At 72.2% G+C, this 21422-nt stretch carries 19 protein-coding genes, 1 tRNA gene and 1 pseudogene; 11 read left to right on the forward strand and 10 right to left on the reverse strand.

All coding sequences use genetic code 11. The annotated features are described in order from the left end of the window. Positions 1-73 precede the first annotated feature (73 nt). The gene (locus OHA37_RS05595) at positions 74-1609 is read left to right on the forward strand and encodes a fused MFS/spermidine synthase (protein WP_266903062.1); all 1536 of its coding nucleotides are present in this window, start codon (positions 74-76) and stop codon (positions 1607-1609) included. 79 nt (positions 1610-1688) lie between these two features. On the opposite strand, the gene OHA37_RS05600 is transcribed toward OHA37_RS05595, so the two are convergent. Then, positions 1689-1762 (reverse strand) — tRNA-Pro (locus OHA37_RS05600). A 156-nt stretch (positions 1763-1918) separates the two neighbouring features. On the opposite strand from OHA37_RS05600, the gene OHA37_RS05605 reads away from it, so the two are divergent. After that, positions 1919-2623: a transketolase gene (locus OHA37_RS05605; protein WP_266903064.1), complete on the forward strand. Its 705-nt coding sequence runs from the start codon at positions 1919-1921 to the stop codon at positions 2621-2623. Between the two features lie 54 nt (positions 2624-2677). Continuing rightward, entirely contained in the window at positions 2678-3580 is a 903-nt protein-coding gene (locus OHA37_RS05610; protein WP_266903066.1) for a transketolase family protein, read from the forward strand. Here OHA37_RS05610 and OHA37_RS05615 read toward each other — a convergent pair. From OHA37_RS05615 to OHA37_RS05640, 6 genes and pseudogenes are all read right to left on the reverse strand, one after another. After that, positions 3567-3971 carry an MmcQ/YjbR family DNA-binding protein gene (locus OHA37_RS05615; RefSeq protein WP_266903068.1) on the reverse strand — a complete coding sequence of 135 codons (405 nt, stop codon included), beginning with the start codon at positions 3969-3971 and terminating at the stop codon, positions 3567-3569. The two genes, OHA37_RS05610 and OHA37_RS05615, sit on opposite strands and share 14 nt — an antisense overlap. An 89-nt stretch (positions 3972-4060) precedes the next feature. After that, positions 4061-4612: a GAF domain-containing protein gene (locus tag OHA37_RS05620; protein ID WP_266903070.1), complete on the reverse strand. Its 552-nt coding sequence runs from the start codon at positions 4610-4612 to the stop codon at positions 4061-4063. A gap of 19 nt (positions 4613-4631) precedes the next feature. Further along, positions 4632-5231: pseudogene (locus tag OHA37_RS05625) on the reverse strand (GTP-binding protein); the annotation flags it as partial. Next, positions 5209-5628: a DUF742 domain-containing protein gene (locus OHA37_RS05630; protein WP_266903074.1), complete on the reverse strand. Its 420-nt coding sequence runs from the start codon at positions 5626-5628 to the stop codon at positions 5209-5211. The pseudogene OHA37_RS05625 and the gene OHA37_RS05630, both read right to left, overlap by 23 nt. After that, on the reverse strand, positions 5625-6056 hold the full coding sequence (locus OHA37_RS05635) for a roadblock/LC7 domain-containing protein (RefSeq protein WP_266903076.1): 432 nt from the start codon (positions 6054-6056) through the stop codon (positions 5625-5627). The genes OHA37_RS05630 and OHA37_RS05635 overlap by 4 nt, the downstream gene beginning before the upstream one ends. Before the next feature lie 38 nt (positions 6057-6094). Next, positions 6095-7924 carry a sensor histidine kinase gene (locus tag OHA37_RS05640; protein WP_266903078.1) on the reverse strand — a complete coding sequence of 610 codons (1830 nt, stop codon included), beginning with the start codon at positions 7922-7924 and terminating at the stop codon, positions 6095-6097. 589 nt (positions 7925-8513) lie between these two features. On the opposite strand from OHA37_RS05640, the gene OHA37_RS05645 reads away from it, so the two are divergent. Continuing rightward, positions 8514-9587 (forward strand): hypothetical protein, encoded by a 1074-nt coding sequence (locus OHA37_RS05645; protein WP_266903080.1) that lies wholly within the window; start codon positions 8514-8516, stop codon positions 9585-9587. A gap of 114 nt (positions 9588-9701) precedes the next feature. Then, complete coding sequence (locus OHA37_RS05650) at positions 9702-10847, forward strand: hypothetical protein (protein ID WP_266903082.1); 1146 nt, start codon at positions 9702-9704, stop codon at positions 10845-10847. 134 nt (positions 10848-10981) lie between these two features. Here the strand turns inward: OHA37_RS05650 and OHA37_RS05655 are convergent, their stop codons facing one another. After that, positions 10982-12181, reverse strand: coding sequence for an MBL fold metallo-hydrolase (locus OHA37_RS05655; protein ID WP_266903084.1), 1200 nt, complete (start codon positions 12179-12181; stop codon positions 10982-10984). 136 nt (positions 12182-12317) lie between these two features. Beyond that, positions 12318-13211 carry an SGNH/GDSL hydrolase family protein gene (locus OHA37_RS05660; protein WP_266903086.1) on the reverse strand — a complete coding sequence of 298 codons (894 nt, stop codon included), beginning with the start codon at positions 13209-13211 and terminating at the stop codon, positions 12318-12320. Between the two features lie 121 nt (positions 13212-13332). On the opposite strand from OHA37_RS05660, the gene OHA37_RS05665 reads away from it, so the two are divergent. The 4 genes from OHA37_RS05665 to lysA all read left to right on the forward strand — a co-directional run bounded on the left by OHA37_RS05665 (position 13333) and on the right by lysA (position 18175). Then, positions 13333-14502 carry a PP2C family protein-serine/threonine phosphatase gene (locus tag OHA37_RS05665; RefSeq protein ID WP_266903088.1) on the forward strand — a complete coding sequence of 390 codons (1170 nt, stop codon included), beginning with the start codon at positions 13333-13335 and terminating at the stop codon, positions 14500-14502. A gap of 356 nt (positions 14503-14858) precedes the next feature. Continuing rightward, positions 14859-16205, forward strand: a complete 1347-nt coding sequence (locus OHA37_RS05670; RefSeq protein WP_266903090.1) for a M20/M25/M40 family metallo-hydrolase — start codon at positions 14859-14861, stop codon at positions 16203-16205. A gap of 243 nt (positions 16206-16448) precedes the next feature. Beyond that, on the forward strand, positions 16449-16829 hold the full coding sequence (locus tag OHA37_RS05675) for an SAV_915 family protein (protein WP_266903092.1): 381 nt from the start codon (positions 16449-16451) through the stop codon (positions 16827-16829). A gap of 11 nt (positions 16830-16840) precedes the next feature. After that, positions 16841-18175: a diaminopimelate decarboxylase gene (gene lysA, locus OHA37_RS05680; protein ID WP_266903094.1), complete on the forward strand. Its 1335-nt coding sequence runs from the start codon at positions 16841-16843 to the stop codon at positions 18173-18175. An 83-nt stretch (positions 18176-18258) separates the two neighbouring features. Here lysA and OHA37_RS05685 read toward each other — a convergent pair whose 3' ends face one another. Continuing rightward, complete coding sequence (locus tag OHA37_RS05685) at positions 18259-19683, reverse strand: lipase family protein (RefSeq protein WP_266903096.1); 1425 nt, start codon at positions 19681-19683, stop codon at positions 18259-18261. A gap of 306 nt (positions 19684-19989) precedes the next feature. Here OHA37_RS05685 and OHA37_RS05690 point away from each other — a divergent pair, with 306 nt between their 5' ends. Both OHA37_RS05690 and OHA37_RS05695 read left to right on the forward strand, forming a co-directional pair. Then, a complete protein-coding gene (locus tag OHA37_RS05690) occupies positions 19990-20637 on the forward strand; it encodes a TetR/AcrR family transcriptional regulator (protein ID WP_266903098.1) in 648 nt (215 codons plus the stop codon). Positions 20638-20777: 140 nt separating this feature from the next. Continuing rightward, positions 20778-21413, forward strand: a complete 636-nt coding sequence (locus OHA37_RS05695) for a VOC family protein (protein WP_266903099.1) — start codon at positions 20778-20780, stop codon at positions 21411-21413. Positions 21414-21422: the final 9 nt, after the last annotated feature.

Raw genomic sequence — 21422 nt, forward strand, 5'->3', positions numbered from 1 at the left:
CACTTTCACCCGTATCGGGTTGAATCAGGATTTTCGTCAAGGCGTCGACGGGTCGCGTGCAAGGATGTCGGCCGTGACCAGTTCGCCCTCCTCGCCCGTGGCCGAGAGCACGCCCCGCTCCTACGGCCTGGGCCCCCGCGCCGCCGCCCTGCTCGTTTTCTGGTCGTCGGCCGCGGTCCTGGTGGTGGAGATCGTCGCCTTGCGGCTCCTGGCTCCCTACCTCGGCCTCACCCTCGAAACCAGCACCATGGTGATCGGCATCGCCCTCACCGCGATCGCCCTCGGCTCCTGGCTGGGCGGGCGCCTCGCCGACCAGGTCAATCCACGCCGGCTCATCGGCCCCTCACTCGGGCTGTCGGGAGCGGTCGTGGCGCTCACCCCCGCCGTGCTGCGCACCACGGCCGAGTGGGCTCCGGCGATGCTCTTCCTGATCGCGGCGCTGACCATCCTCGTGCCGGGCGCGCTGCTCTCCGCGGTGACGCCGATCGTCACCAAGCTACGTCTCACCAGCCTCGCCGAAACCGGCACGGTCGTCGGCCGGCTGTCCGGCGTCGGCACCGTCGGCGCCATCTTCGGCACGGTCCTCACCGGCTTCGTCCTCATCGCGCGCCTGCCGGTCAGCGGCATCCTGATCGGCCTCGGCACCCTGCTGGTGGCCGGCTCGGCACTGACCGAGTGGCGAACCCGGGGGTGGACCGGCGCTCCCGCCCTCGCACTCGTGGTCCTAGCCGGCGGCCTCGCCACGACGGTCGCACCGGGCGCCTGTGACACGGAGACCCGGTACCACTGCGCACGGGTCGTCGCGGACCCCGACCGGGGCAGCGGCCGCACACTCGTTCTGGACGGAGTGCGGCACTCCTACGTGGACGTCGACGACCCGACCTTCCTCAAGTTCGAGTACGTCCGCGCCATCGCCGCGGTCGTCGATGCCTCCTTCCCCAGGGGCGAGGCACTGGCCGCCCACCACCTGGGCGGCGGCGGCCTCACCTTCCCCCGCTACCTCGCGGCCACCCGGCCCGGCACGCGCAGCCTGGTGTCCGAGATCGACAGCGGGGTCGTGCGCATCGACCGCGACCGACTGGGGCTGAGTTCACAGGGCGGCATCGACGTGCGCGTCGAGGACGGCCGGCTCGGCCTGCGGCGCGTGGCCTCGGCCAGCCGCGACCTCGTCGTCGGCGATGCCTTCGGGGGCGTCAGCGTGCCGTGGCACCTCACCACGGTGGAAGCGATGACCGACGTACGGCGGGTGCTCGACGAGGACGGCCTGTACGTGGCCAACCTCATCGACCACGACGATCTGGCCTTCGCACGCGCCGAAGTGGCCACCATCGCCAAAGCCTTCGGACACGTCGCCCTCGTCGGCGAACCGGCCGACATCGGCCTCGACCCGAGCGCCACCCGCAAGGGCGGCAATCTGGTGGTGGTCGCTTCCAACCGGCCGATCGACGCCGCCGCGACCCAGACAGCGCTGGACGCCGGGCAGACGGGCTGGAAGATCACCACCGGCAACGGCCTCACCACCTGGATCGACGGCGCCCGACCGCTCACGGACGACCACGCACCCGTCGACCAGCTCCTCCAGGCCTACGGCCCGCGGAGCAGCGGGTAAGGGGACAACACCCCCGGAAACGGGAAAGGCCGTTCTCTCACGGATGAGAGAACGGCCTCCGACCTGCGTTTCCGCACAGTCGGGACGACAGGATTTGAACCTGCGACCCCTTGACCCCCAGTCAAGTGCGCTACCAAGCTGCGCCACGTCCCGATGCCCGTTGACCTGGGGTTTCCCCTGGTTGAACGCGCAGGAGAACGATACCGCACTTCGGGAGGTGGTCGCGCGCACCTTTCCTCTCCTTGGCGGGGCGAGGGTGAAACGAGCGGGTGTTGACCTCAAGTCCGCTTCAGGTTGCACGATCGGTCCATGACACCGACAGCACCCGTGGACGCACGCCACCGCTACGAAGACCTGCGGGGCCTCATGGCCCTGATGACCGGGGCCGAGAAGCACGGTCCCGCCGCCACCTCCACGCTCGACGCGCTGTGGGTGCTGTACGACCGGGTCCTACGGGTCGGGCCCGCCAGCGCCGGGGATCCGGGGCGGGACCGGTTCCTGCTGTCGAAGGGGCACGGGCCGATGGCCTACTACGCCGTCCTCGCCGCCAAGGGGTTCTTCCCCGTCGACTGGCTCAGCGGGTTCGGCGCGTACGGCTCGCCCCTCGGGCACCACCCGGACCGCACCTTGATCCCCGGCGTGGAGATCGGCAGCGGCTCCCTCGGGCACGGGCTGCCGCTGGCCGTCGGGAGCGCGCTCGGGCTGCGGGCCCAGGGGCTCTCCGACCCGGCCGTGTGGGTGCTGATCGGGGACGCCGAGCTGGACGAGGGAAGCAACCACGAGGCGATCGCGTACGCCGGTTCGGCCGGTCTGGAGCGGCTGCACACGATCGTGATCGACAACGACTCCGCGACCCACGGCTGGCGGGGCGGCATCGCCTCCCGTTTCGAGGCGGCCGGCTGGTCGGCGGTCACCGTGGACGGCCGGGACCACGCGGCGCTGCACGCGGCCTACGCGACACCTCATCCGGGCCGGCCGCACGTCGTGGTCGCCCGGGTCGAGAAGAAGCAGTGAAGAAGCAGGAGCGGCAGCGGTGGAGACGGCATCAGAGAGATTCGAGGGGGAGACATGGACACCATGCGCGAACGGTTCATTTCGGTCACATCGCGTGCGCTCGATGAGGATCCCCGGCTGGCCCTCGTGCTGGCCGAGATCACCATGGACGGCTTCCGGCCCGCCCGGGACCGCCATCCCGACCGGGTGATCAACGTCGGGATCCGCGAGCAGCTGCTGGTCAGCGTGGGCGGCGGGCTGGCCCTCACCGGGCTGCGCCCGGTGGTGCACACCTTCGCCAGCTTCCTCGTGGAGCGGCCCTTCGAGCAGGTCAAGCTCGACTTCGGGCACCAGGGCACGGGCGGGGTGCTCGTCAGCGCGAGCGCGAGCTACGACTGGCCGGCCGGCGGGTTCACCCACATGGCGCCGGGCGACGTGGCCCTGCTGGACACCCTGGACGGCTGGACCGTGCACGTACCCGGCCACCCGGACGAGGCCGAGGCGCTGCTGCGCCACGCCTACGCCGCCGGGGACGACAAGGTCTACGTACGGCTCTCCGCGCAGTCGAACACGGCGGCCCGCCCCGTCACCGGCGGCCCGGAATTCCAGACCGTACGGGAGGGCCGCGCGGGCGTCGTCGTCGCCGTCGGGCCCCTGCTCGACAACGTCCTCGCCGCGACCGAGGACATGGAGGTGAGCGTGCTGTACGCGCCGACCGTACGGCCCTTCGACGACGCGGCACTGCGCGCAGCCGTCGGGCACGGACCGGCCGACGTGGTGCTGGTCGAGCCGTACCTCGCCGGGACCTCCACGGCTGCCGCGAACCAGGCGCTCGAAGCGGTCCCGCACCGGGTGCTCGGCCTCGGCGTCGGCCGCGCCGAGCTGCGCCGCTACGGGACGATCGAGGAGCACACGGCGGCCCACGGACTGGATCCGGCCGCGCTGCGTGCGCGGATCGCCGCCTTCATGCCGCGGTGACCGGCCCCTTCGGCCCGGGGCGGTCCAGTTCCGGATGGGCCGCCGCCAGGCGCTTGGGGGCCGCCTGGCGCCAGGAGTCGATCAGGATCGAGCGCAGCTCCGCCGCGTCCTCCACCGCCGCGAGCCGGACCCGGAGCCACGCGTAGTTGTCGTCGTGGCCGGGTCGTATGAAGAACTTCTCCGGCTCCGCCGCGATCAGCTCGGCGCGGTCCTCCTGGGGACACTTCACCCCGATCGAGGTGTCGTCGTCGGCCAGCGCCGCGAAGATCTTCCCGCTCTTCCCGTTCGCTCCGCCGCCCACCCTGAACGTGGGCATGCCCCAGGCCGGTTTCTCGCTGCTGTCCGGGAGCGACAGCGCGATCTTCCGGACGTCCTCCGCCGTCGTGGCCATCCCCCGACTCCTCTCCGGTCCGCCCCGGTCCGCTCCAGTCCGCTCTGGTGCCGTCCCTCGTCTTCGACCGTAGCCCGGGGCACTGACATTCACCCGCGGGCCGCGAGGTCCTCCCGGTGGTGCACCAGCTCCACCAGCTCCGCCGCCAGCGCCTTGACCTTCGCGAGCCCCGCCAGGCCCCACCGCCTCGGCACCACGTCCACCGCGCACACCGTCCCGAGAACGATCCCGCGACGGTCGGTCAGCGGGGCGCCCGCGTAGGAGCGCACCCCGCTCTCGTCCACCACGGCGTTGCCCGCGAAGCGGGCGAAGTCCCGTACGTCCTCCAGCACCAGCGCGCGCCGCCGTACCACCACGTGCGGGCAGTACCCGTGGTCCCGGGGGAGCGCCCGCGCCGGATAGCCGCTCGCCGGGGCTTCGGGCGCGTGGTGCAGGCCGGCGAAGAACTGCCGTTCCTCGCTGATGAAGTTGATACCGGCATAGGGCGCGTCGAGCTCGTCCGCGACCCGCCGCGCGAACGCGTCCAGCTCACCGTCCACCCGCTCCCCCAGCCCCAGTTCGCGCAGTCTCAGCACGCGCGCGGGCGCCTCCCGGTCCACCGGTGTGAGCAGCAGGTGTCCGGTCGATTCGTAGTAGGTCATGGTGTCTCCCCCACATCGTCGGGTACGGCGTACGCGTCCGGTTCTTCGCATCGAGCAGGTGGTGGACCAGGGCTGCCAGCACCCCCGTCGCGGAGCTCGGCAGGCGTGCGTCGCAGCGCACGACGGGCACGTCCGGGCCGAGCCCCATGGCGTCCCGTACCTCGTCGGCGGTGTAGCCGTGCCCGCCGTCGAACTCGTTGACGCCGACGATGAAGCCGATCCCCCGCCGCTCGAAGAAGTCCACGGCGGGGAAGCAGTCGGCGAGTCGGCGCGTGTCCGCGAGCACCACCGCCCCCAGCGCGCCGGCGCACAGCTCCTCCCAGAGGAACCAGAAGCGCTGCTGGCCGGGGGTGCCGAAGAGGTAGAGCACGTGCCGCTCGTCCAGGGTGATCCGGCCGAAGTCCAGCGCCACGGTCGTGGTCGTCTTCGCCTCGACCCCGTCCAGCGGGTCGGCGGCCTCGCTCAGCCCGCTCAGCAGCTCCTCCGTGCTCAGCGGCTCGATCTCGCTGACCGCGCCCACGAAGGTGGTCTTGCCCGCCCCGAACCCGCCCGCGACCAGGATCTTCAAGGTCGCGGAGGATTCGCGGGCGGCCGGGTCAGAGCCGTTTGCGCAGGCCATCGAGCACCGCCAGGAGGAGGGACTGGTCGTCGTCGGCGAAGGAACCGCCGTTCGGGAAGCAGGGTGCCCGTACCGTCACGGCCCCGTGTTCCATCAGGTCGCCGAGGACGACCTTGACCACCACCGCCGGCAGCCTCAGGTGTCCCGCCACCTCGGCGACGGTGACCGCGGCCGAGCCGGCGCACAGCCGGAGCGCGAGGGCGTGCTCGGCGCCGAGCGGCGCCCGCGGACGCACTCCGGTCGCCGTCACCAGTGACAGCAGGTCGAGGGCGACGGACGGTCGCGTCCGCCCGCCGCTCGCGGTGTACGGACGGATGATCCGGCCCGCCGAATCGTCCAGCCACGGTGCGTCGCGCGGTCCCCCCGGTGCCGTCGCCCCCCTCGCACGGGCCCTCATCGCTCCACGTCGGGGACGGGCCGCCTCGGCGGGGCCGCGAGGTACGGACGGACGCTCTTGACCAGCATGGCCATCTCGTAGCCGAGCACGCCCGCATCGGCCTCCCGGTCGGCCAGTACGGCCAGGCAGGTGCCGGATCCGGCCGCCGAGACGAAGACGAGGGCGGTGTCGAGTTCGACCACCACCTGCCGTACCTCGGCGCCCTCCGCGAACCGGGATCCGGCGCTGCGGCCCAGCGCGTACAGCCCGGAGGCGAGGGCCGCCAGGTGGTCGGCACTGTCGGCGTCGAGCCCGTGCACGCAGGTGACGAGCCCGTCGGCGGTCAGCAGGACCGCGCTGCGCGTGTACGGCACCCGCTGGACCAGGCCGCTGAGCAGCCAGTCGAGGTCCGAGAGCCGACTGGTCGTGGTCGCCACTTCGCCGCCCATGGGGGTGCGCTCCTTCGCTGTCGGGTGAGAGGCCGGGGTCACGTCTGGTGCTCCGACTGGGCGAGGCCGAAGCCCCGTTGGAAGGCGGCCATCAGGCCGGGGTCGTGCACGGGCCGTTCCGCGCCCTCGGCGCCGTTCGGCCGGGGTACGGGGGCCTCGCGCAGCTGGGGCACGAGATGTTCCTGGGCCCGCCGGCGGGGCAGCGGCGGCCGTTCCGCGCCGTCCCGGGCGGCGGGTACGGGCAGTGGTGGCGCGAGCGGCGCCACCACGGTCTCCGGCGGCGCCGTGACCGTGGGCGCGGCAACCGCGGACGCCCCGGCCCTGGTTGCCTCGACCGTGGGCGCCATCACCGTGCCCGCCGCCATCACCGCCGCTTGCGCGACCGCCGGTTCGGCAGCGCGAGGCTCCGCACCGCGGTGCTCGGCACCGGCAGCTCCCGCACGCACCGGTGCCGCGCCCGCACGCCGCGTACGAGGCGCCCTGCCCGGTGCGCCGGCGTCCCAGCCCGGCACCACCGGCGGGGCGCCGGAGGGCTCCGGCGCGGGCGGGGGAACTCGTACGGGCTCCGGCGCGGGTACCCGTACCGGCTCCAGCCGTGGCGCGCCCGTCCCCTCGCCGGTCCCCCAGGAGGTGGCCCGGGAGCCGCCCAGGGCGTCGGCGGCGCTGGGCGCCTCGGCCCCCAGCAGCTCCCGGGGCAGGACCAGTACGGCGAGCACGCCACCGTAGATGTTGGACTTGAGCTCGACGGCGATCCCGTGCCTGCGGGCGAGCGCCGAGACCACGAACAGGCCGATCCGCCCGTCGGCCAGCAGCTGCCGGACGCTGATCTGGTCGGGGTCTCCGAGCAGGGCGTTCATCCGGTGCGCTTCCTCGGGCGGCATGCCGAGGCCCCGGTCCTCCACCTCGACCGCGATCCCGGCCGTGACCCGCTCCGCCCGCACCACGACATCGGTGTCGGGGGCGGAGAACACGGTGGCGTTCTCGACGAGTTCGGCCAGCAGGTGCACGACGTCGGCGACGGCGTGGCCGCGTACGGAACCGCCCGCGGGGGGCACGACCTTGACCCGGGTGTACTGCTCGACCTCCGCGACCGAGGAGCGCAGCACCTCGCTCAGGTCGACGGGCCGGGTCCACTGGCGGCGCGAGGCGGCTCCGCCGAGCACCGCGAGGTTCTCCGCGTGGCGCCGGATCCGGGTGGCGAGGTGGTCGACGTGGAAGAGCTCCTTGAGCAGGTCCGGGTCCTCGACCGTGTCCTCCAGGTCGTCCAGCAGCGAGATCTCGCGGTGCACGAGGGACTGGAGGCGGCGCGCGAGGTTGACGAAGACCTCGACCTTGCGGTCGCTGTCGGAGGGCGCGACGGGGCCGCCGAGGCGGACCAGGGTCGCGTGGGCCTGTTCGCGGGCGCCGCGCAGCTCCTGCGAGAGCAGCCAGAACTCGTCGATCCCCGCCGTCTCCGCACCGAAGGACGGCGCGGCCGGTCCGCCGCGCACCGGGCGGGCGGGCAGCTCGCCGCGCTCCAGCCGGTCGGCGGTGGTGTGCAGCTCCTGGCGGCCCCGGACGCTGGAGCGGCGCAGCGCCTCGCAGCGGTCGCGCACGGTCTTGGCCGCACGCTGGGCCCCGAGAAGGGCGGCCGCGAGCGCGCCCGCGAAGAGCAGGGCGCAGCCGCTGAGCACCGGCCACAGCCGGGGGTCGCGCGCGCCCGCGCCGCCGCCGAGCTGGAGCGCGAAGAGCACCGCGGCGGCGCCGCTGAGCCCGGCGGCGAGCGTGGGCAGCAGGGCGGCGCGGATCAGCTGGGGCCGTATCTGCCGACCGGGACCGGTGACGGCGTGTCTCGACGGGGAGTGGCGGGCGGCGCGGAGTCCGGACATCGGCGTCCTCGGTAGGTGGGGCCCGGCCCCCGGGCTTCCCGGGATCCGGTGTTGATCACCGGATACCCACGCTAGACCGCACGATCGGCCCCAGGACGGCCAGTTGGGGAACTTCGCCCGGGTGCTTCCCGCTCCCGATGGAGCGCTCGTACGACAGCCCGAATGCGCCGGGAGCGCGCACTCCCCGGCGCCATGCGGGCACGCGCCGCCTCCTGGAGCCCCCGCCCGCACCTCGCCCCTCTCCCGCCCCACGACTGCGGCCCGACTACCGGGGAGTCACATGCTCGACCTCGGCACATGCAACTTAAATTCAAGAATTACCTGGGTAGATGCAGCGCTATAGGACTGCTAGAGTCCGCATGCGCTGCTCACAATAGAGTGGCGATATGGCCGAGTCCGTACCCCTGGCCTGCCCCTGAGCGGCGTACATCCGCGAGGCAGGCAGCCGTTGTGATGCCGTGACAGCTCCGCACCGACGACTCCCGTGCCGCTCCGGCTCAGCCGATCGCCCACCCGCCATCGCCACCGCCGCGCCATCGCCCATCAGCCATCACCCATCAGCAGTCACCCACCACATGGGGAGATCCACATGACCGCAGGACTTCTGCGCCGCTTCGCCGCGGGCAGGACGCTGCTCCTCGGCGCCGTACTGACCCTGGCCGTACCGGGAACCGCCCACGCCAACACCGTGAGCGTGACCGTGAAGACCCCCGGGGCCACCAGCGGACCCGCCACCTCCAGCTCCGAGATATCCACCCACGCGGACTGTTCGAGCGGCCTGATCTCCGGCGGCGGGATCGACCAGGCCCTCGGCACCGGGGCGGTGAACGGCAACCACGTCAACGGCACCTCGCCCAGCTCCAACGGCACCAGCGAGTACCTCGGTTCCACCGGGGTCGTCGGAACCGACGTGACGCACTGGCTCGGCATCGGCGGAAGCGGGGGCCAGGTGAACGCCGGCTTCTCCAGCACCCCTTACGCGGTGTGCTTCACCAGCAACCTGATCAACCACACCCAGGTCGTCATGACCAAGGTCGGCGCGCCCACCACCGGCTCGACGGTGGGGCTCGTCACGGCGACCTGCCCGGCCAACACCCGTCTGCTCGGCGGCGGAGCCCGCACCACCCCCGGCAACACCGGCTCCTTGAAGGCGATCGCGAGCTTCCCCACGTTCAACAACTCCGCCCACGGCTACGGCGCGAAGGCCGCGGCGGACGGGGAGACCAACCCCGACTCCTGGTCCGCCGTCGGGTGGGACAACAACAGCAACGCCGCCAACCAGACCTTCGCCTACGCGATCTGCAGCGGGAGCGGCATCAACGTCAGCGGTGTCAACGTGAAGGTCCGCTTCAGCGAGGTGAGCGGCCCGACCACCGGCAGCACGGGCCTGAAGGCCACGGTCACCTGCGGTGGCGGGGACGGGAAGCTGGTCAGCGGGGGCGCCGCCATCAGCGGGGGCAACGTCACCACCACCAACTTCACCGGACCGGCCTCGGGCGGCGACCACCTCAACGGCAGCTACCCCAGCGACTCCAGCGCCAATCCCGTGAGTGACGGGGCCACCACGGCGGCGTCCTGGACGGCCTTCACCCACACCGGTGGATCGTCCTCACCGAACACCAAGACCGACGTGTGGGCGCTCTGTGCCGACGACGGCGTCTGAGTCACCGGCAGCACCACCCGTGCCACCCGCTCCACCCGCACAACGCCGCATCCGAACGACGACCGCTCTCGTGCCACGTCCGCCGCGCGTTGACCCCAGAAAGACAGACAACCGATGAACAAGAAGTCCCTGCGCCGTTCCGTCCTGGCGAAGGCGCTGATCCCCGGCGCCCTGATCGCCCTGGCGGTCCCGGACATCGCCTACGCCGACGTCGCGGGCGTCACCGTGACGGTCCCCGGAGCCACCATGGGCCCCACGACCACCTTCACCGGTGTCTCGTCCCGCGCCGACTGCGCCGACGGACTCGTCTCCGGCGGCGGGGTCAACCAGACGATCGGCACCGAGAGCACGCGCAACGGCAACCACGTGCTGGGCATGGCTCCCAGCCCCGACGGCCTCACCGAGTACACCGAGTCGCCCGGGGTCGTGGGCACCGACGTCAGGCACTGGCTCGCGTTCGGCGGCAGCGGGGGCAACGCCGGCCCCGCCTTCTCCACCACGGCGTACGCGGTCTGCCTCTCCACCCCGCGGATCAGGCACACTCAGGTCGTCATGAACCAGAAGGCCGGGCCCACCGCCCCGCAATCGTCCGAGGCGGTCGTGGCGACCTGTCCTGCCGGCACGATGCTGCTCGGCGGCGGCGTGCGGAACACTCCCGCCAGTGTCGGCAGCCTCAAGCCGATCGGCAGCTTCCCCACCTTCAACGACGCCGCGCACGACTTCGGCCGGAAGCCCGCTGCCGAAGGCGAGGTCAACCCCGACTCCTGGACCGCGGTCGGGGGGATCGGCGGCGGACACGGCAACAACGGCAACACGACGTTCGCCTACGCGATCTGCACCGGGGACCGCGTCAACGTCAGCGGCATGACCACCGAGGTCCACTTCCGCGAGGTGACCGGCCCGACGGGACCCGGTACCGGCCGGACGGCGACCGTCGGCTGCGCCGACGACAGCGGACAGGACCGGCGCGGACGCGGCCGTCACGGAGAGCAGGGCGACAAGAGCCTCCTGATCAGCGGAGGCGCCGCCGCCAGCGGAGGCGACGTGACGACGAAGGGCTTCACCAAGGCCGGCTCGGGCGGCACCCACCTCAACGGAAGCTTCCCCAGCGACTCCGACGGCAACCCGGTCGCCAACGGATCCACCACGGCGGCGTCCTGGACGGCCAGCATCCACGCCGGGGGATCGCCCTCGCCGGACACCTACACCGACGTCTGGGCGCTCTGCCTGACCATGAACCGCGGCCACCGGCACCACTAGCCCTACCCGGGTCACAGCCGACCCCCACAACACCGCGGAGCGGGACCTCCCGACCCGGGAGATCCCGCTCCGCTCACGTTCCAGACCTGCGGGCCTGCGGGCCTACGGGCCTACGGGCCTACGGGCCTACGGGCCTAGGAGCCCACCGCCTCCGGCTCCTCGCGGGTCACGGCCGCCGGCCGCTCTGCCGCGGCGGACGGGGCCGCCGTGACCGGCGGGGCCGAACCCGCGGCCACGAAGGGCCGCCACCACGGCGCGTTCGGCGCGTCCACCGCACCCGGCTCGAAGGGCTGCCCCGGCACCGGCAGGGCGATCGCCGCCCCGGCCACCTCGGCGGCGCTCACCGTGCCCTCGCCCGGCTCGTCCCACGGGTGCGGGGCCAGGTTGAAGGTGCCCCAGTGGATCGGCAGCATCGTGCCGCGCGCCACGCCGCCCTGGAGGTCGAGGTGGGCGCGTACGCCCTCCTCGGGCGTCATGTGGATGTCGGTCCAGAACTCCGAGTACGCCCCGATCTGGATCATCGTGGCGTCGAAGGGCCCGTGCGCCGCGCCGATCTCCTTGAAGCCGGGGAAGTAGCCGGTGTCCCCGCTGTGGTAGATCCGGTGCTCGTCGCCCGCGACGACCCAGGACGCCCACAGGGTGAACTGCTGGTTGCGCAGGCCGCGCCCGCAGAAGTGCTGGGCCGGGGTGGCCGTGAGCGAGAGTCCGGCGACCTTGGTCGTCTCGTTCCAGTCGAGCTCGCGCAGCCGGTCGGCCGGGACTCCCCAGCGCTCCAGGTGCGCGCCGACGCCCAGCGGCACGGCGAAGACCGTGTCCGTGCCCGCCAGGGCCTTGATGGTCGGCAGGTCGAGGTGGTCGTAGTGGTCGTGCGAGATCACCACCACGTCCACCTCGCCGAGCGAGGCCAGAGGCACCGGTACCGGGTGCAGGCGCTTGGGACCGGCGAAGGGGAAGGGGGAGCACCGCTCGCCCCAGACCGGGTCGAAGAGGACCCGGCGCCCGTCGATCTCGGCGAGCACGCTGGAGTGCCCCATCCAGGTCAGCCGCAAACCGCTCGCCGGGGGCTTCGACAGCTCCGCGAGGGTCGTCGGGTAGACCGGGATGGGGGCGCCGGGGCTACGCCGGAGCCGCTGCTCCTTGTGGAAGTAGATCTTGGCGAACTCCGCCATGGACCCGGAGGGCCTGGTCCGGGTCCCGGCCGGGTTCTGGAACACTCCGTCGGCGAAGTTCGGCGAACGCCGGATCCGCTCCAGCCGGGCACCGGACGGGTCCGCGCCGAAGGCTTCGGGCCGCAGTGCGCGCAGCCGTGGACGCAAGGGACGGGAGCCGGTCAAGGCGCCTCCAGTGTGGGGGGTGCGGGCAGGGCGTTCTCATGATTACCACCATCCCAACGCGTGACACTCCCCAAGGATTCCGCCACCCGGCTCCGACCGCGCCCCGGCGCCCCTTCCCGCCCGCCCCGGCGCGCCCCTACAGCGGCAGCAGGTCAGGCCGCTTCGCCTCCACGTGGTCCCCCGAGGACTCCCCGCGCAGCCTTCGGCCGATCCACGGCACCAGGTACTCGCGCGCCCACTGGATGTTGTCGCGGGTGGTGTCCACCGATCCGCGCGGGCGCATCGGCGGCCAGGGCTGGTCCGGGTCGGCCGGCGTGTCGAGGCCGAGCACCTGGGCGGCGCGCAGGGCGACCCGGGTGTGCCCCTCGGGCGAGAGGTGGAGCCGGTCGTCGTCCCAGGCCCGCCGGTCCTGTATGGACTTCAGCGACCAGAGGTCGAGTACGGGGCACTCGTACCGGTCGGCGATCGACCGTACGTGCGCGCTGAACGTCGCGATCTTGCCCCGCATGTGCTTGAGGACCGGCACGTCGCGGGTGTCGAAGCCGGTGGTGATCACGACCAGGCCGACGGATCCGGCGAGGTCGCGCACGGCCGCCTCGTACCGCTCGGCCACGTCGTCCGGATCGCTGCCGGGCCGGATGATGTCGTTGCCGCCCGCGCAGAAGGTCACCAGGTCCGGTGCGAGCTCCTTGGCCCGGGGGACCTGCTCGGCCACGATCTGGTCGAGCAGCCGTCCCCGTACGGCCAGGTTCGCGTACCGGAACCCGCCGGAACCGGCGTACTCGCCGGAGCCGGCCGGCTCGCCGGACGCGCCGGAACCACCGGACGCGCCGGACTCCTCGTGTCGCTCTTCGCGCCGGTCGGCCAGGAGGACGGCCAGCCGGTCCGCCCAGCCCAGGAAGGCGTCCCCCGGTCCCGGGTCCCCCACGCCCTCGGTGAAGCTGTCCCCGAGCGCCGCGTACGAGCCAATGGTCTTGGTCTTGGATGTCGTCGTCGCTGCCACGAGACCCCATACTTCACGGCGGATCATGACCTACGCGACCGTAGCCAGTGCCTTACGGACCGTGATCTTCGCCACCCCCCGGGCGGGGCCCCTGTGGTCAGGGGTTTTCCGGGAGGCCGTAACGGCTTCCGCGAGGCAGGCTGGTCCCATGGGGTCACATCCTCGCCCGCCCGTTCGGCCAGGACCGTTCCCACGGACGGGGGCGGGCGGTCACGGCGCGCTCCTGTTCACACTGGCCAAGTGCGCGCCGTTCGCGATCGCGCTGGGCGTGCTGGGCATCGAGCTCTCGCCCGCACACGATCTGGTCACCGGCCCCATTCTCACCACCACGCCGGCGCTGGCCGCGCTGACGATGGGCCCGGTGGGCACGCTGTCCGCGGCGGCCCTCGCCGCGAGTGTGAACGCGACCTCCGCGACGTACAACCAGTCGTGGGGAACCCAGACCCAGCTGATCATCGGCAACTTCCTGGGAATCCTCGTGGTGTCCGTCGCCAGCGTCACCCTGAGCAACGCGGTCCGCGCGCGCCGGCAGAGCGAGCTCGACCAGGTCCGCCGGATCGCGGTGGCGGCCCAGGAGGTCGTCCTGCGGCCCGTCCCCGAGCTCTTGGGCCCGGTGCGGGCGGCCAGCATGTGCCTCGCGGCCGGGACGGGAGCACAGGTGGGCGGAGATCTGTACGAGGCCGTACAGACGCGCTACGGCGTCCGGCTGATCGTGGGGGACGTTCGGGGGAAGGGGCTGTCCGCCATCCGCGCGGTCGCGGTGACCCTGGGCGCGTTCCGGGAGGCCGTGCACTACGAGGACGAACTCCAGGAGGTCATGAACCACTGCGCGGCCGCGCTGCGGCGGGAGGCGACCGTACCGGGTACCTACTCCCAGGCCGAGCTTCCCGAAGTCCTCTTGGAGGGCTTCACCACGGCGCTCATCGCCCAGGTGCCGGACGCGGACGAACAGGTGGTGCACCTGGTCAGCCGCGGCCATCCCCCTCCGCTGGTGCTCCGCCAGGGCAGGACCGAGGCCCTGATGCCCGCCTTGCCCATGCCGCCGCTCGGTCTCGAAGACCTCGTGAACGATCTTCCCGGCACACCCGAGAGCTACCCCTTCCTGCCCGGTGACCGGCTGCTGTTCTACACCGACGGCGTGATCGAGGCCCGCGACCGTGCCGACGACTTCTTCCCCCTGCCGGAGACCATGGAGCGGATACCCGCGGACACCTCCCCGCAGGAGTTCCTGGACGAACTGCACGCGGCATTGGTCCGCCACACCGGTGGCCTCTTGACGGACGACGTGGCGATGATCCTCATCGACCGGCTCGTCTGAAGCGGGCCGGTACGGATCTTCGACTCACCGCCGCCCCTCCCCCGGGCCCGGCACTGTCGGCCGAGAGCGAGAGCGTCAGGGCGTCACCGTCCCCGAAGGCTTGAGCCCTCGATTGCGGAACCGTAACGTAACTTACCGACTACTCGCTAGGTTTTCGTGGCGGCGACCGCTCGCCACCCTCCTTGGCGCCCCCTCCTCCCCTCCTCGTCCCCGTTCCTCTGCGGCGTGAGCACGTCGTGTGAGCAGTTAGGTGTGCTGTGTTGAGTGAGACCCCGGGTGGACATGATCCGCGTTCACAACGTCCCCCTGAACGCCCGGGCTTCGCGGATGACGGACGCACTGGTCAGGAGCGAGTGATGGCTCCGTTCGAGCTGCCCTTCGAGCTGCCCTTCGAGTGGGCCGATGAGGAGGAGCATCTGGTCGGCCACCTCTCGAACCTCGTACGCCTGGACACCTCCAACCCTCCCGGGAACGAGATCGCCGTCGCCCGGTACCTCTCCCGAGAACTGGACCGCTGCGGGATCCGGCACACCGTGCTGGAGTCCGAGCCGGGGCGGGCCAATGTGGTCGCCCGGCTGCCGGGCTCGGGCGACGGGCCGCCGCTGATGCTGCTCGGGCACGCGGACGTGGTGGGTGCCCAGGCCGAGGACTGGAGCAGGCCACCCTTCTCGGGTGAGGTGACGGACGGCCGCGTCTGGGGCCGGGGCTCGCTGGACATGAAGGGGCAGATCGCGGCGAGCCTGCTCATCATGCAACTGCTGGCGGCGCACCGAGTACCGCTGCGCCGTGACGTCCTGATGGTCGTCACGGCCGACGAGGAAGCGGGGAGCAGGCTGGGGGCCTACTGGCTGTGGGAGCACCACCGTTCGCTCGTGGAGGCGGAGGTGGCCTTCAATGAGGGCGGCGGACAGCGCTTCCTCACACCCGGTGGTCCCGTCTACACGGTGCAGGTCGCGGAGAAGGGCAGCGCCAGGATGCGGATCACCGCGACCGGCGAGGGCGGTCACGCTTCCCTCCCCCGTCCTGATGCGGCGGTCTTCGCCCTGGCCGAAGCCCTGGTACGGCTCCGCGACTTCGCGGCCCCGTCGATCCTGCAGCCCACCTCACGCCGAATGCTCCACACGCTGGCGGAACTTCACCCGGGCGACGCGGGGGCGGCGATCCGACGCCTGGCGCAGGAGCCGACCTGGGCGGGCGCCCGCAGCCTGCCCATCGACCCCCTCCTGCGCGAGTTCGTCGTCGCCGGGCTGCACAACACGGCGACCCCGACCCTGCTGTCCGGCGGACGGCGCCTGAACGTCGTACCGACGGAAGCGTCCGTCGTGCTCGACGGGCGTCTGCTGCCCGGCGAACGCCCCGAGGACTGGGCGGCGCAAGTGCAGGAGGTGGTGGGCAGCGGGGTCGAAGTCAGCCTGCTCCAGGGGCGCGTGAGTGCCGGAGTGCACGACGATCCAGAACTCCTGGGAGTACTGGACCTCGTGGTGGCGGGCCAGGAGCCCGGTGCGCGGGTCCTTCCGTACATCAACTCCGCTTCCACGGACGCCCGCGCGTTCCCCGAGACGAAGGTCATCGGATTCTTCCCGTCGGCGAGCGACGCCGACATCATGCGGTTGATCCACGGAGTCGACGAGCACGCCCGGGTGAGCGACGTGGTGTTCGGCGGGCGATGCCTGCTCGACGCCGTGGTCAGACTGGCCACCTGAACGTGCGGAGCAGGACACTGGGGTGGGACACCCGGCCGGCCTTTCGACGATGTCGCCGTGACGGTGGTCCGGACCGGACAGGGCCGTCAGTGACCCGTATGGACTTGGGCGCCCGGCGTCAAGGTCCCGTCATGGGGTGACCGTGGGCGCGGGGAGGCGGGGATAGCTTCGGTGTCGCGCCCCGGACCGCCTCCCCGCATCCGGGGCCCCATCTGCCACTCGCGGTTCCTCTGGGAGGGCCCCATGTGTTTGTTCCAGTACGACGACGATCCGGAGCCTGAGGAACGCGTCCCGGCCGGACCCCTCTACGTACCGGTCCTGCCGGGAAGGGCGGAGGTGGTGATACGCCTGTTCCGCACCCCGTTGGGGGACCGTACCGCCGTGGGCTTCACGACCGCGGAGCGGCTGGAGGCCACGCTCGGCGCCGGCCGGCCCTGGATCCGGCTCGCCGAGTCCGCGCTCCGCGCGATGGCCGGGCCGGTCGGAGCGTCGCTGCTGACCGTCGATCCGACGCTGACCGCCCCTGCCGCCGCCCCGGTCGCGCCGGTCGCCCAGGTGCCGGCGACCGCTCCCGTCACCACCTCGGCGGCGCAGGATCCCGACGTCGCTGCCCGGACCGCGTGAAGGGGAACCGCATGACCATCACCGACCTTCCCGATGCTCTGACCGCCGCCGGCGAACTGTCCGTGTGGCCCGCGTCCACCACCCTGCTGCCGCACGGCGACCTCGGCGTCGGCGGCGTGTCCTTGGCAGAGATCGCCGACCGGTTCGACACACCGGCCTATGTCCTGGACGAGGGCGAGGTGCGCGACCGGTGCCGCGCCTACCGCTCCGCCCTTCCCGAAGCCCAAGTCCTCTACGCCGCCAAGGCGTTCCTCTCCCGCGCGATGGTGCGCTGGGTGGAAGAGGAGGGACTGGGCCTGGACGTGTGCTCCGCCGGGGAGCTGGAGCTCGCCGTCACCGCCGGTTTCCCCGCCGAGCGCATCGTGCTCCACGGCAACGCGAAGTCGCCCCGCGACCTGGAGTCGGCGCTGCGGCTGGGCGTGGGGCGGATCGTCATCGACAGCCCGTCCGAGATGGCCCGGATCGCGGCCGCCGTCGGGCCCGGCGGGCGTCAGAAGGTGTTGGTGCGCGTCGTGCCGGGCATCTCGGCCGGGGGCCACGCAAAGATCCGTACGGGTACGGAGGGGCAGAAGTTCGGGCTCTCGATCGCCGACGGGTCGGCGCAGCACGCCATTTCGCGCATCCTCGGTCGGCCGCAGCTCGAACTGACCGGCCTGCACTGCCACATCGGCTCACAGATCACCGAGGTGAAGCCCTACGTGGCGGCGGTCCGCCGGATGGTCGGGCTGATGGCCCGTGTCCGCGACGCCCACGGGGTCGTCCTGCCCGAGCTGGACATGGGCGGCGGCCACGGCATCGCCTACCGGCCCGGCGAACCCGCCCTCGACCTCACCGCGCTCGCCCGCCGGATGCGCGCCGAGCTCGGCGAAGCCTGTGCCGCCGCCGGTCTGCCCGTGCCCCGGCTCGTCATCGAACCGGGGCGGGCCGTCGTCGGGCCGGCCGGAGTCGCCCTGTACCGCGTACTGGCCGTCAAACGCACGGGCGAGACCGTCTTCGTGGCCGTCGACGGCGGCATGAGCGACAACCCGAGGCCCGCCCTGTACGGGGTGCGCTACGCGCCCCGCCTCATCGGCCGCCACTCGACGGCCGCCCCGCGTACGACGACGGTCGTCGGCCGGCACTGCGAAGCCGGGGACATCCTCGCGAGCGGCGTGGAGCTGCCGGACGACATCCACCCCGGCGACCTGCTCGCCGTACCGGTGGCGGGCGCCTACCAGCTGTCCATGGCCTCCGGGTACAACATGGTCGGCCGCCCTCCGGTCATCGCCGTCCACGAAGGCACGGCCCGGGTACTCGTACGACGCGAAACGCTGGACGATCTCCGGATCCGCGACATCGGCGATTAGATGTCGCCTCCCACCCGGAAGACCTGACCTCGACGACGCGTTCTTCGCCCTGACCGGCCCGGCCCTACGGGCGCGCTCGGGGGTCAGAGCTGGATGGGCATCGTCCAGCAGTTGGAGTTGGCCGGCTTGCCGGCGAGGCGGTCGGTCAGCCAGGTGACGGCATCACCCTGGTCGGTGATGAGGGGCACGAGGTGGTTGGTGAGGATCTTGTCGCCGAGGTTCGGCAGGACGACGGCTTCGTAGGTGATGTCGCCGCCCTTGCGGCACCAGTCGACGGCGAGTTGCCGGGCCTGCGTGTGGGGAACGATGTCGTCCTGGACGCCGGTGGCCAGACGCACCGGCCCGGCCGGCTTGAGCGTGCCGATCCGCTGCTTGTCGAGGGCGGCCTTCGCCCCGGGGTCGGCCGCGATGACGTCCCCGATGGACCGGCCGCTGTTGGTCCACTTGCTGCTCTTGGTGAAGCCGTAGCCGAAGAGCGCGTCACCGACACACATGGTCGACGCGTCCGCCAGGGCGGCCCTTCCGGTCGCGTTGATGTTGGCCTCGACGACCGCGCGAAGGTCGGGGTCGGCCTGGGCGAAGCCACTGATCGACCAGGCCAGAGCGCCGGCGAGCGCACTGCCGTCGATGCCCTTCATGACGGAGGTGAGGTCCGCCGGGGGCGCGCCGGCGTAGGTGCCGGAGAGCGGGACGTCGGGCGCGTAGGAGGGCTGGAGTTCGGCGGCGGCCGCGCTGGCCCCGCCGCCCTGGCTGTAGCCGTACAGACCGGTGCGAGAAGCCGCCGTGATCGACGCCCCGGGCACGGCGCGGGCCGCGCGGGCCGCGTCCAGCAGGGCGTGGCCCTGGTCGAGCCGGTTGACGTAGGTGTGCAGGCGGTCGGTGGCGCCCAGGCCGACGTAGTCGGTGACGACCACTGCCGTCCCGGTGGCCAGGAGCCGGTAGATCGCCAAGGCCTCGTAGCCCACGGACACCGTGTCGCCGGTGAGGGAGAGCGGGTGCTCCAGGGCGAAGGACGGCGCGCACTGGTCGCCCTGGCCCATGGTGCCCGAGGCCAGCGCGACCAGAGGGCGCGGTCCGGTGCCCTTCCAGGCGGCCGAGGGCTCGATGTAGGCACCGGTCACGGCGACGGGCAGCCCGGCCGAGTCGGTGGACTTGTACATCAGCCGGGTCGCGGTACCCGGCATCGGGCGGCCGTCCAGGCCCGGGATGCTCAGCCCGAGGGGAAGGGCCTCGGTGCGGATCAACGCACCGTTGACAGTGGGGAGTTCGGTCGGCGGGTTGTAGAACGCGGGGATGGGGACCCCGCGGGAGACGACGGGTTCCCCTGCGGCCGCAGCGGCCGGTACCGCCGACAGGCCCGCACAGACGGTCCCGGCGGCGACGACCCCGGCCAGGAGGCGCAGGCCGGCCGATGTGCCGCGGCGGCCCGTCGCCGCGTCCGGGCCGGTGGTGGAGCGGTCCAGTGGGGTGGTGGGGGTGAAACGGGAACGGGTCTTCTTGCGGCTCATGAAGCGGTGCTCCTCGTCGTGTCGATGCGGTGGGTGGTGATGGCGCCCCTCTCCCGTCGGGCATGGCGGCGATGGCCATGGACGGGTTGCGGCACCGGCCGTGCGGGGGATCAGGGCGCCGCCGAGGACGTGGCTCGGTTCGGTCAGCGCACGCCAAACGCCGTGCGAATCAGCCCTGTTACTCGCCGGTCACTTGCGTCAACGTAGGTCTCGATGTCAGTGAGTGACAAGACGTCTGTGTGTGTCAATTCTGTGTGGCTCGCTATGCTGCCGTGACAGGGACAGAGGGCGGGGGCGAGGGCGAGGGTGCACGAAGCGCCATCCGCGGAACGCGGACAGACGACGCAGGCGGACGGCAGACCATCGCTCGCTCAACGACGCAAGACGGCTCTCCGCTTGGAGATCGCCGGCGCGGCCGTCAGGCTTTTCGCCTCACAGGGCGTCACCGCGACGACGGGCGAGCAGATCGCCCAGGCCGTGGGCATCTCCGGCCGCACCCTGTGGCGTCATTTCCCCACCAAGGAGAGCTGCGTACTGCCTCTGTTCTCGGCAGGCCTCGAGTTCGCCGTCGAGCAACTGGGCAACTGGCCTCCGGAGACGGGACTGCTGGACTTCTTCACGGATTCCTGCCGGAACGGCGAGCTGCCCCCGACGGCCCCCGTCCTCCTCGAACTGATCCGAATGACCTCCACCGACCCCGCTCTGCGCGCCGTCTGGCTCCAGGCCCACGACGACGCCCTGCCCGTCCTCGGGGAACTCCTCGCTCGACGATCCGGTGGCAACGCCGACGACCTGAGGATCAAAGTGCACGCGGCAACCCTCAACGGCGCGCTCCGCGCGGCGGCGGAAGACTTCGCCCGCCGGTTCGCCGATGATCCCGAGACGCCGGACGGCGAAATCGCCACGTGCCTCCTCGCAGCCTTGCGCGCAGCTTCGGAGGGCTTGCCCTACTGACCCCCGGCCAGGCAGAGATGTCGCCTGCCGCCGGACAGAGGTGCCCGCCGGAACGACGCGGCGCCCGGGAACGGCGGACGCGGCCGGGGCGGTGGGCGTGGCGCGGGGATTTGTGCGGGTTGTCGGGTGATGATGGCGTAGTGCGACTTGATCATGTGTCCTATGCGGTGGCCCGCGACAGCTTCGTCTCAACCATCCAGTGGATCGGATCGGCCCTCGGCGCCGGGTTCGTCGACGGGGGCGTGCACCCACGATTCGGCACCCGCAATTTCATCCTCCCGCTGAGCGGCGGCACCTACGTCGAGGTCGTCACCACACTCGACCACCCCGCCGCCGACCGCGCACCCTTCGGCCAGGCGGTCGCGCGCCGCGCCGCCGAGGGCGGCGGCTGGCTCGGCTGGGTGGTCTCCGTCGACGACATCACCCCGGTCGAGGCCCGCCTCGGCCGCACCTCGGCCGAGGGTCACCGGGTCCGCCCCGACGGGTTCGACCTGAGGTGGAAGCAGATCGGCCTGCTGGAACTGATGGAGGACCCGCAACTGCCCTACTTCCTCCAGTGGTCGGTCCCCATCGAGGAGCGCCCGAGCGCCGATCCGCGCACCTCCACCACCATCCACGGGGTCTCCCTCGCCGGCGACGCCGCCTCCATCGCCGAATTCCTCGGCGAACCGGCCGACCACCCCCTCGACCAGATCGACGTCACCTGGGTCGAGGATGAGGAACCGGGTCTGGTCTCGGTCGAGTTCGCCACCGCCCACGGCCCGGTCACGATCTGACCGGGGCCC

Origin of the sequence: Streptomyces sp. NBC_00335 (assembly GCF_036127095.1) — a bacterium.
GTDB lineage: Bacteria > Actinomycetota > Actinomycetes > Streptomycetales > Streptomycetaceae > Streptomyces.

Coding starts and splice junctions, on each gene's coding strand:
- OHA37_RS05605 (WP_266903064.1), top strand. CDS start 1,919: ATGACACCGACAGCACCCGTGGACGCACGCCACCGCTACGAAGACCTG.
- OHA37_RS05610 (WP_266903066.1), top strand. CDS start 2,678: ATGGACACCATGCGCGAACGGTTCATTTCGGTCACATCGCGTGCGCTC.
- OHA37_RS05615 (WP_266903068.1), bottom strand. CDS start 3,971: ATGGCCACGACGGCGGAGGACGTCCGGAAGATCGCGCTGTCGCTCCCG.
- OHA37_RS05620 (WP_266903070.1), bottom strand. CDS start 4,612: ATGACCTACTACGAATCGACCGGACACCTGCTGCTCACACCGGTGGAC.
- OHA37_RS05630 (WP_266903074.1), bottom strand. CDS start 5,628: ATGAGGGCCCGTGCGAGGGGGGCGACGGCACCGGGGGGACCGCGCGAC.
- OHA37_RS05635 (WP_266903076.1), bottom strand. CDS start 6,056: ATGGGCGGCGAAGTGGCGACCACGACCAGTCGGCTCTCGGACCTCGAC.
- OHA37_RS05640 (WP_266903078.1), bottom strand. CDS start 7,924: ATGTCCGGACTCCGCGCCGCCCGCCACTCCCCGTCGAGACACGCCGTC.
- OHA37_RS05645 (WP_266903080.1), top strand. CDS start 8,514: ATGACCGCAGGACTTCTGCGCCGCTTCGCCGCGGGCAGGACGCTGCTC.
- OHA37_RS05650 (WP_266903082.1), top strand. CDS start 9,702: ATGAACAAGAAGTCCCTGCGCCGTTCCGTCCTGGCGAAGGCGCTGATC.
- OHA37_RS05660 (WP_266903086.1), bottom strand. CDS start 13,211: ATGATCCGCCGTGAAGTATGGGGTCTCGTGGCAGCGACGACGACATCC.
- OHA37_RS05665 (WP_266903088.1), top strand. CDS start 13,333: ATGGGGTCACATCCTCGCCCGCCCGTTCGGCCAGGACCGTTCCCACGG.
- OHA37_RS05670 (WP_266903090.1), top strand. CDS start 14,859: ATGGCTCCGTTCGAGCTGCCCTTCGAGCTGCCCTTCGAGTGGGCCGAT.
- OHA37_RS05675 (WP_266903092.1), top strand. CDS start 16,449: ATGTGTTTGTTCCAGTACGACGACGATCCGGAGCCTGAGGAACGCGTC.
- lysA (WP_266903094.1), top strand. CDS start 16,841: ATGACCATCACCGACCTTCCCGATGCTCTGACCGCCGCCGGCGAACTG.
- OHA37_RS05685 (WP_266903096.1), bottom strand. CDS start 19,683: ATGAGCCGCAAGAAGACCCGTTCCCGTTTCACCCCCACCACCCCACTG.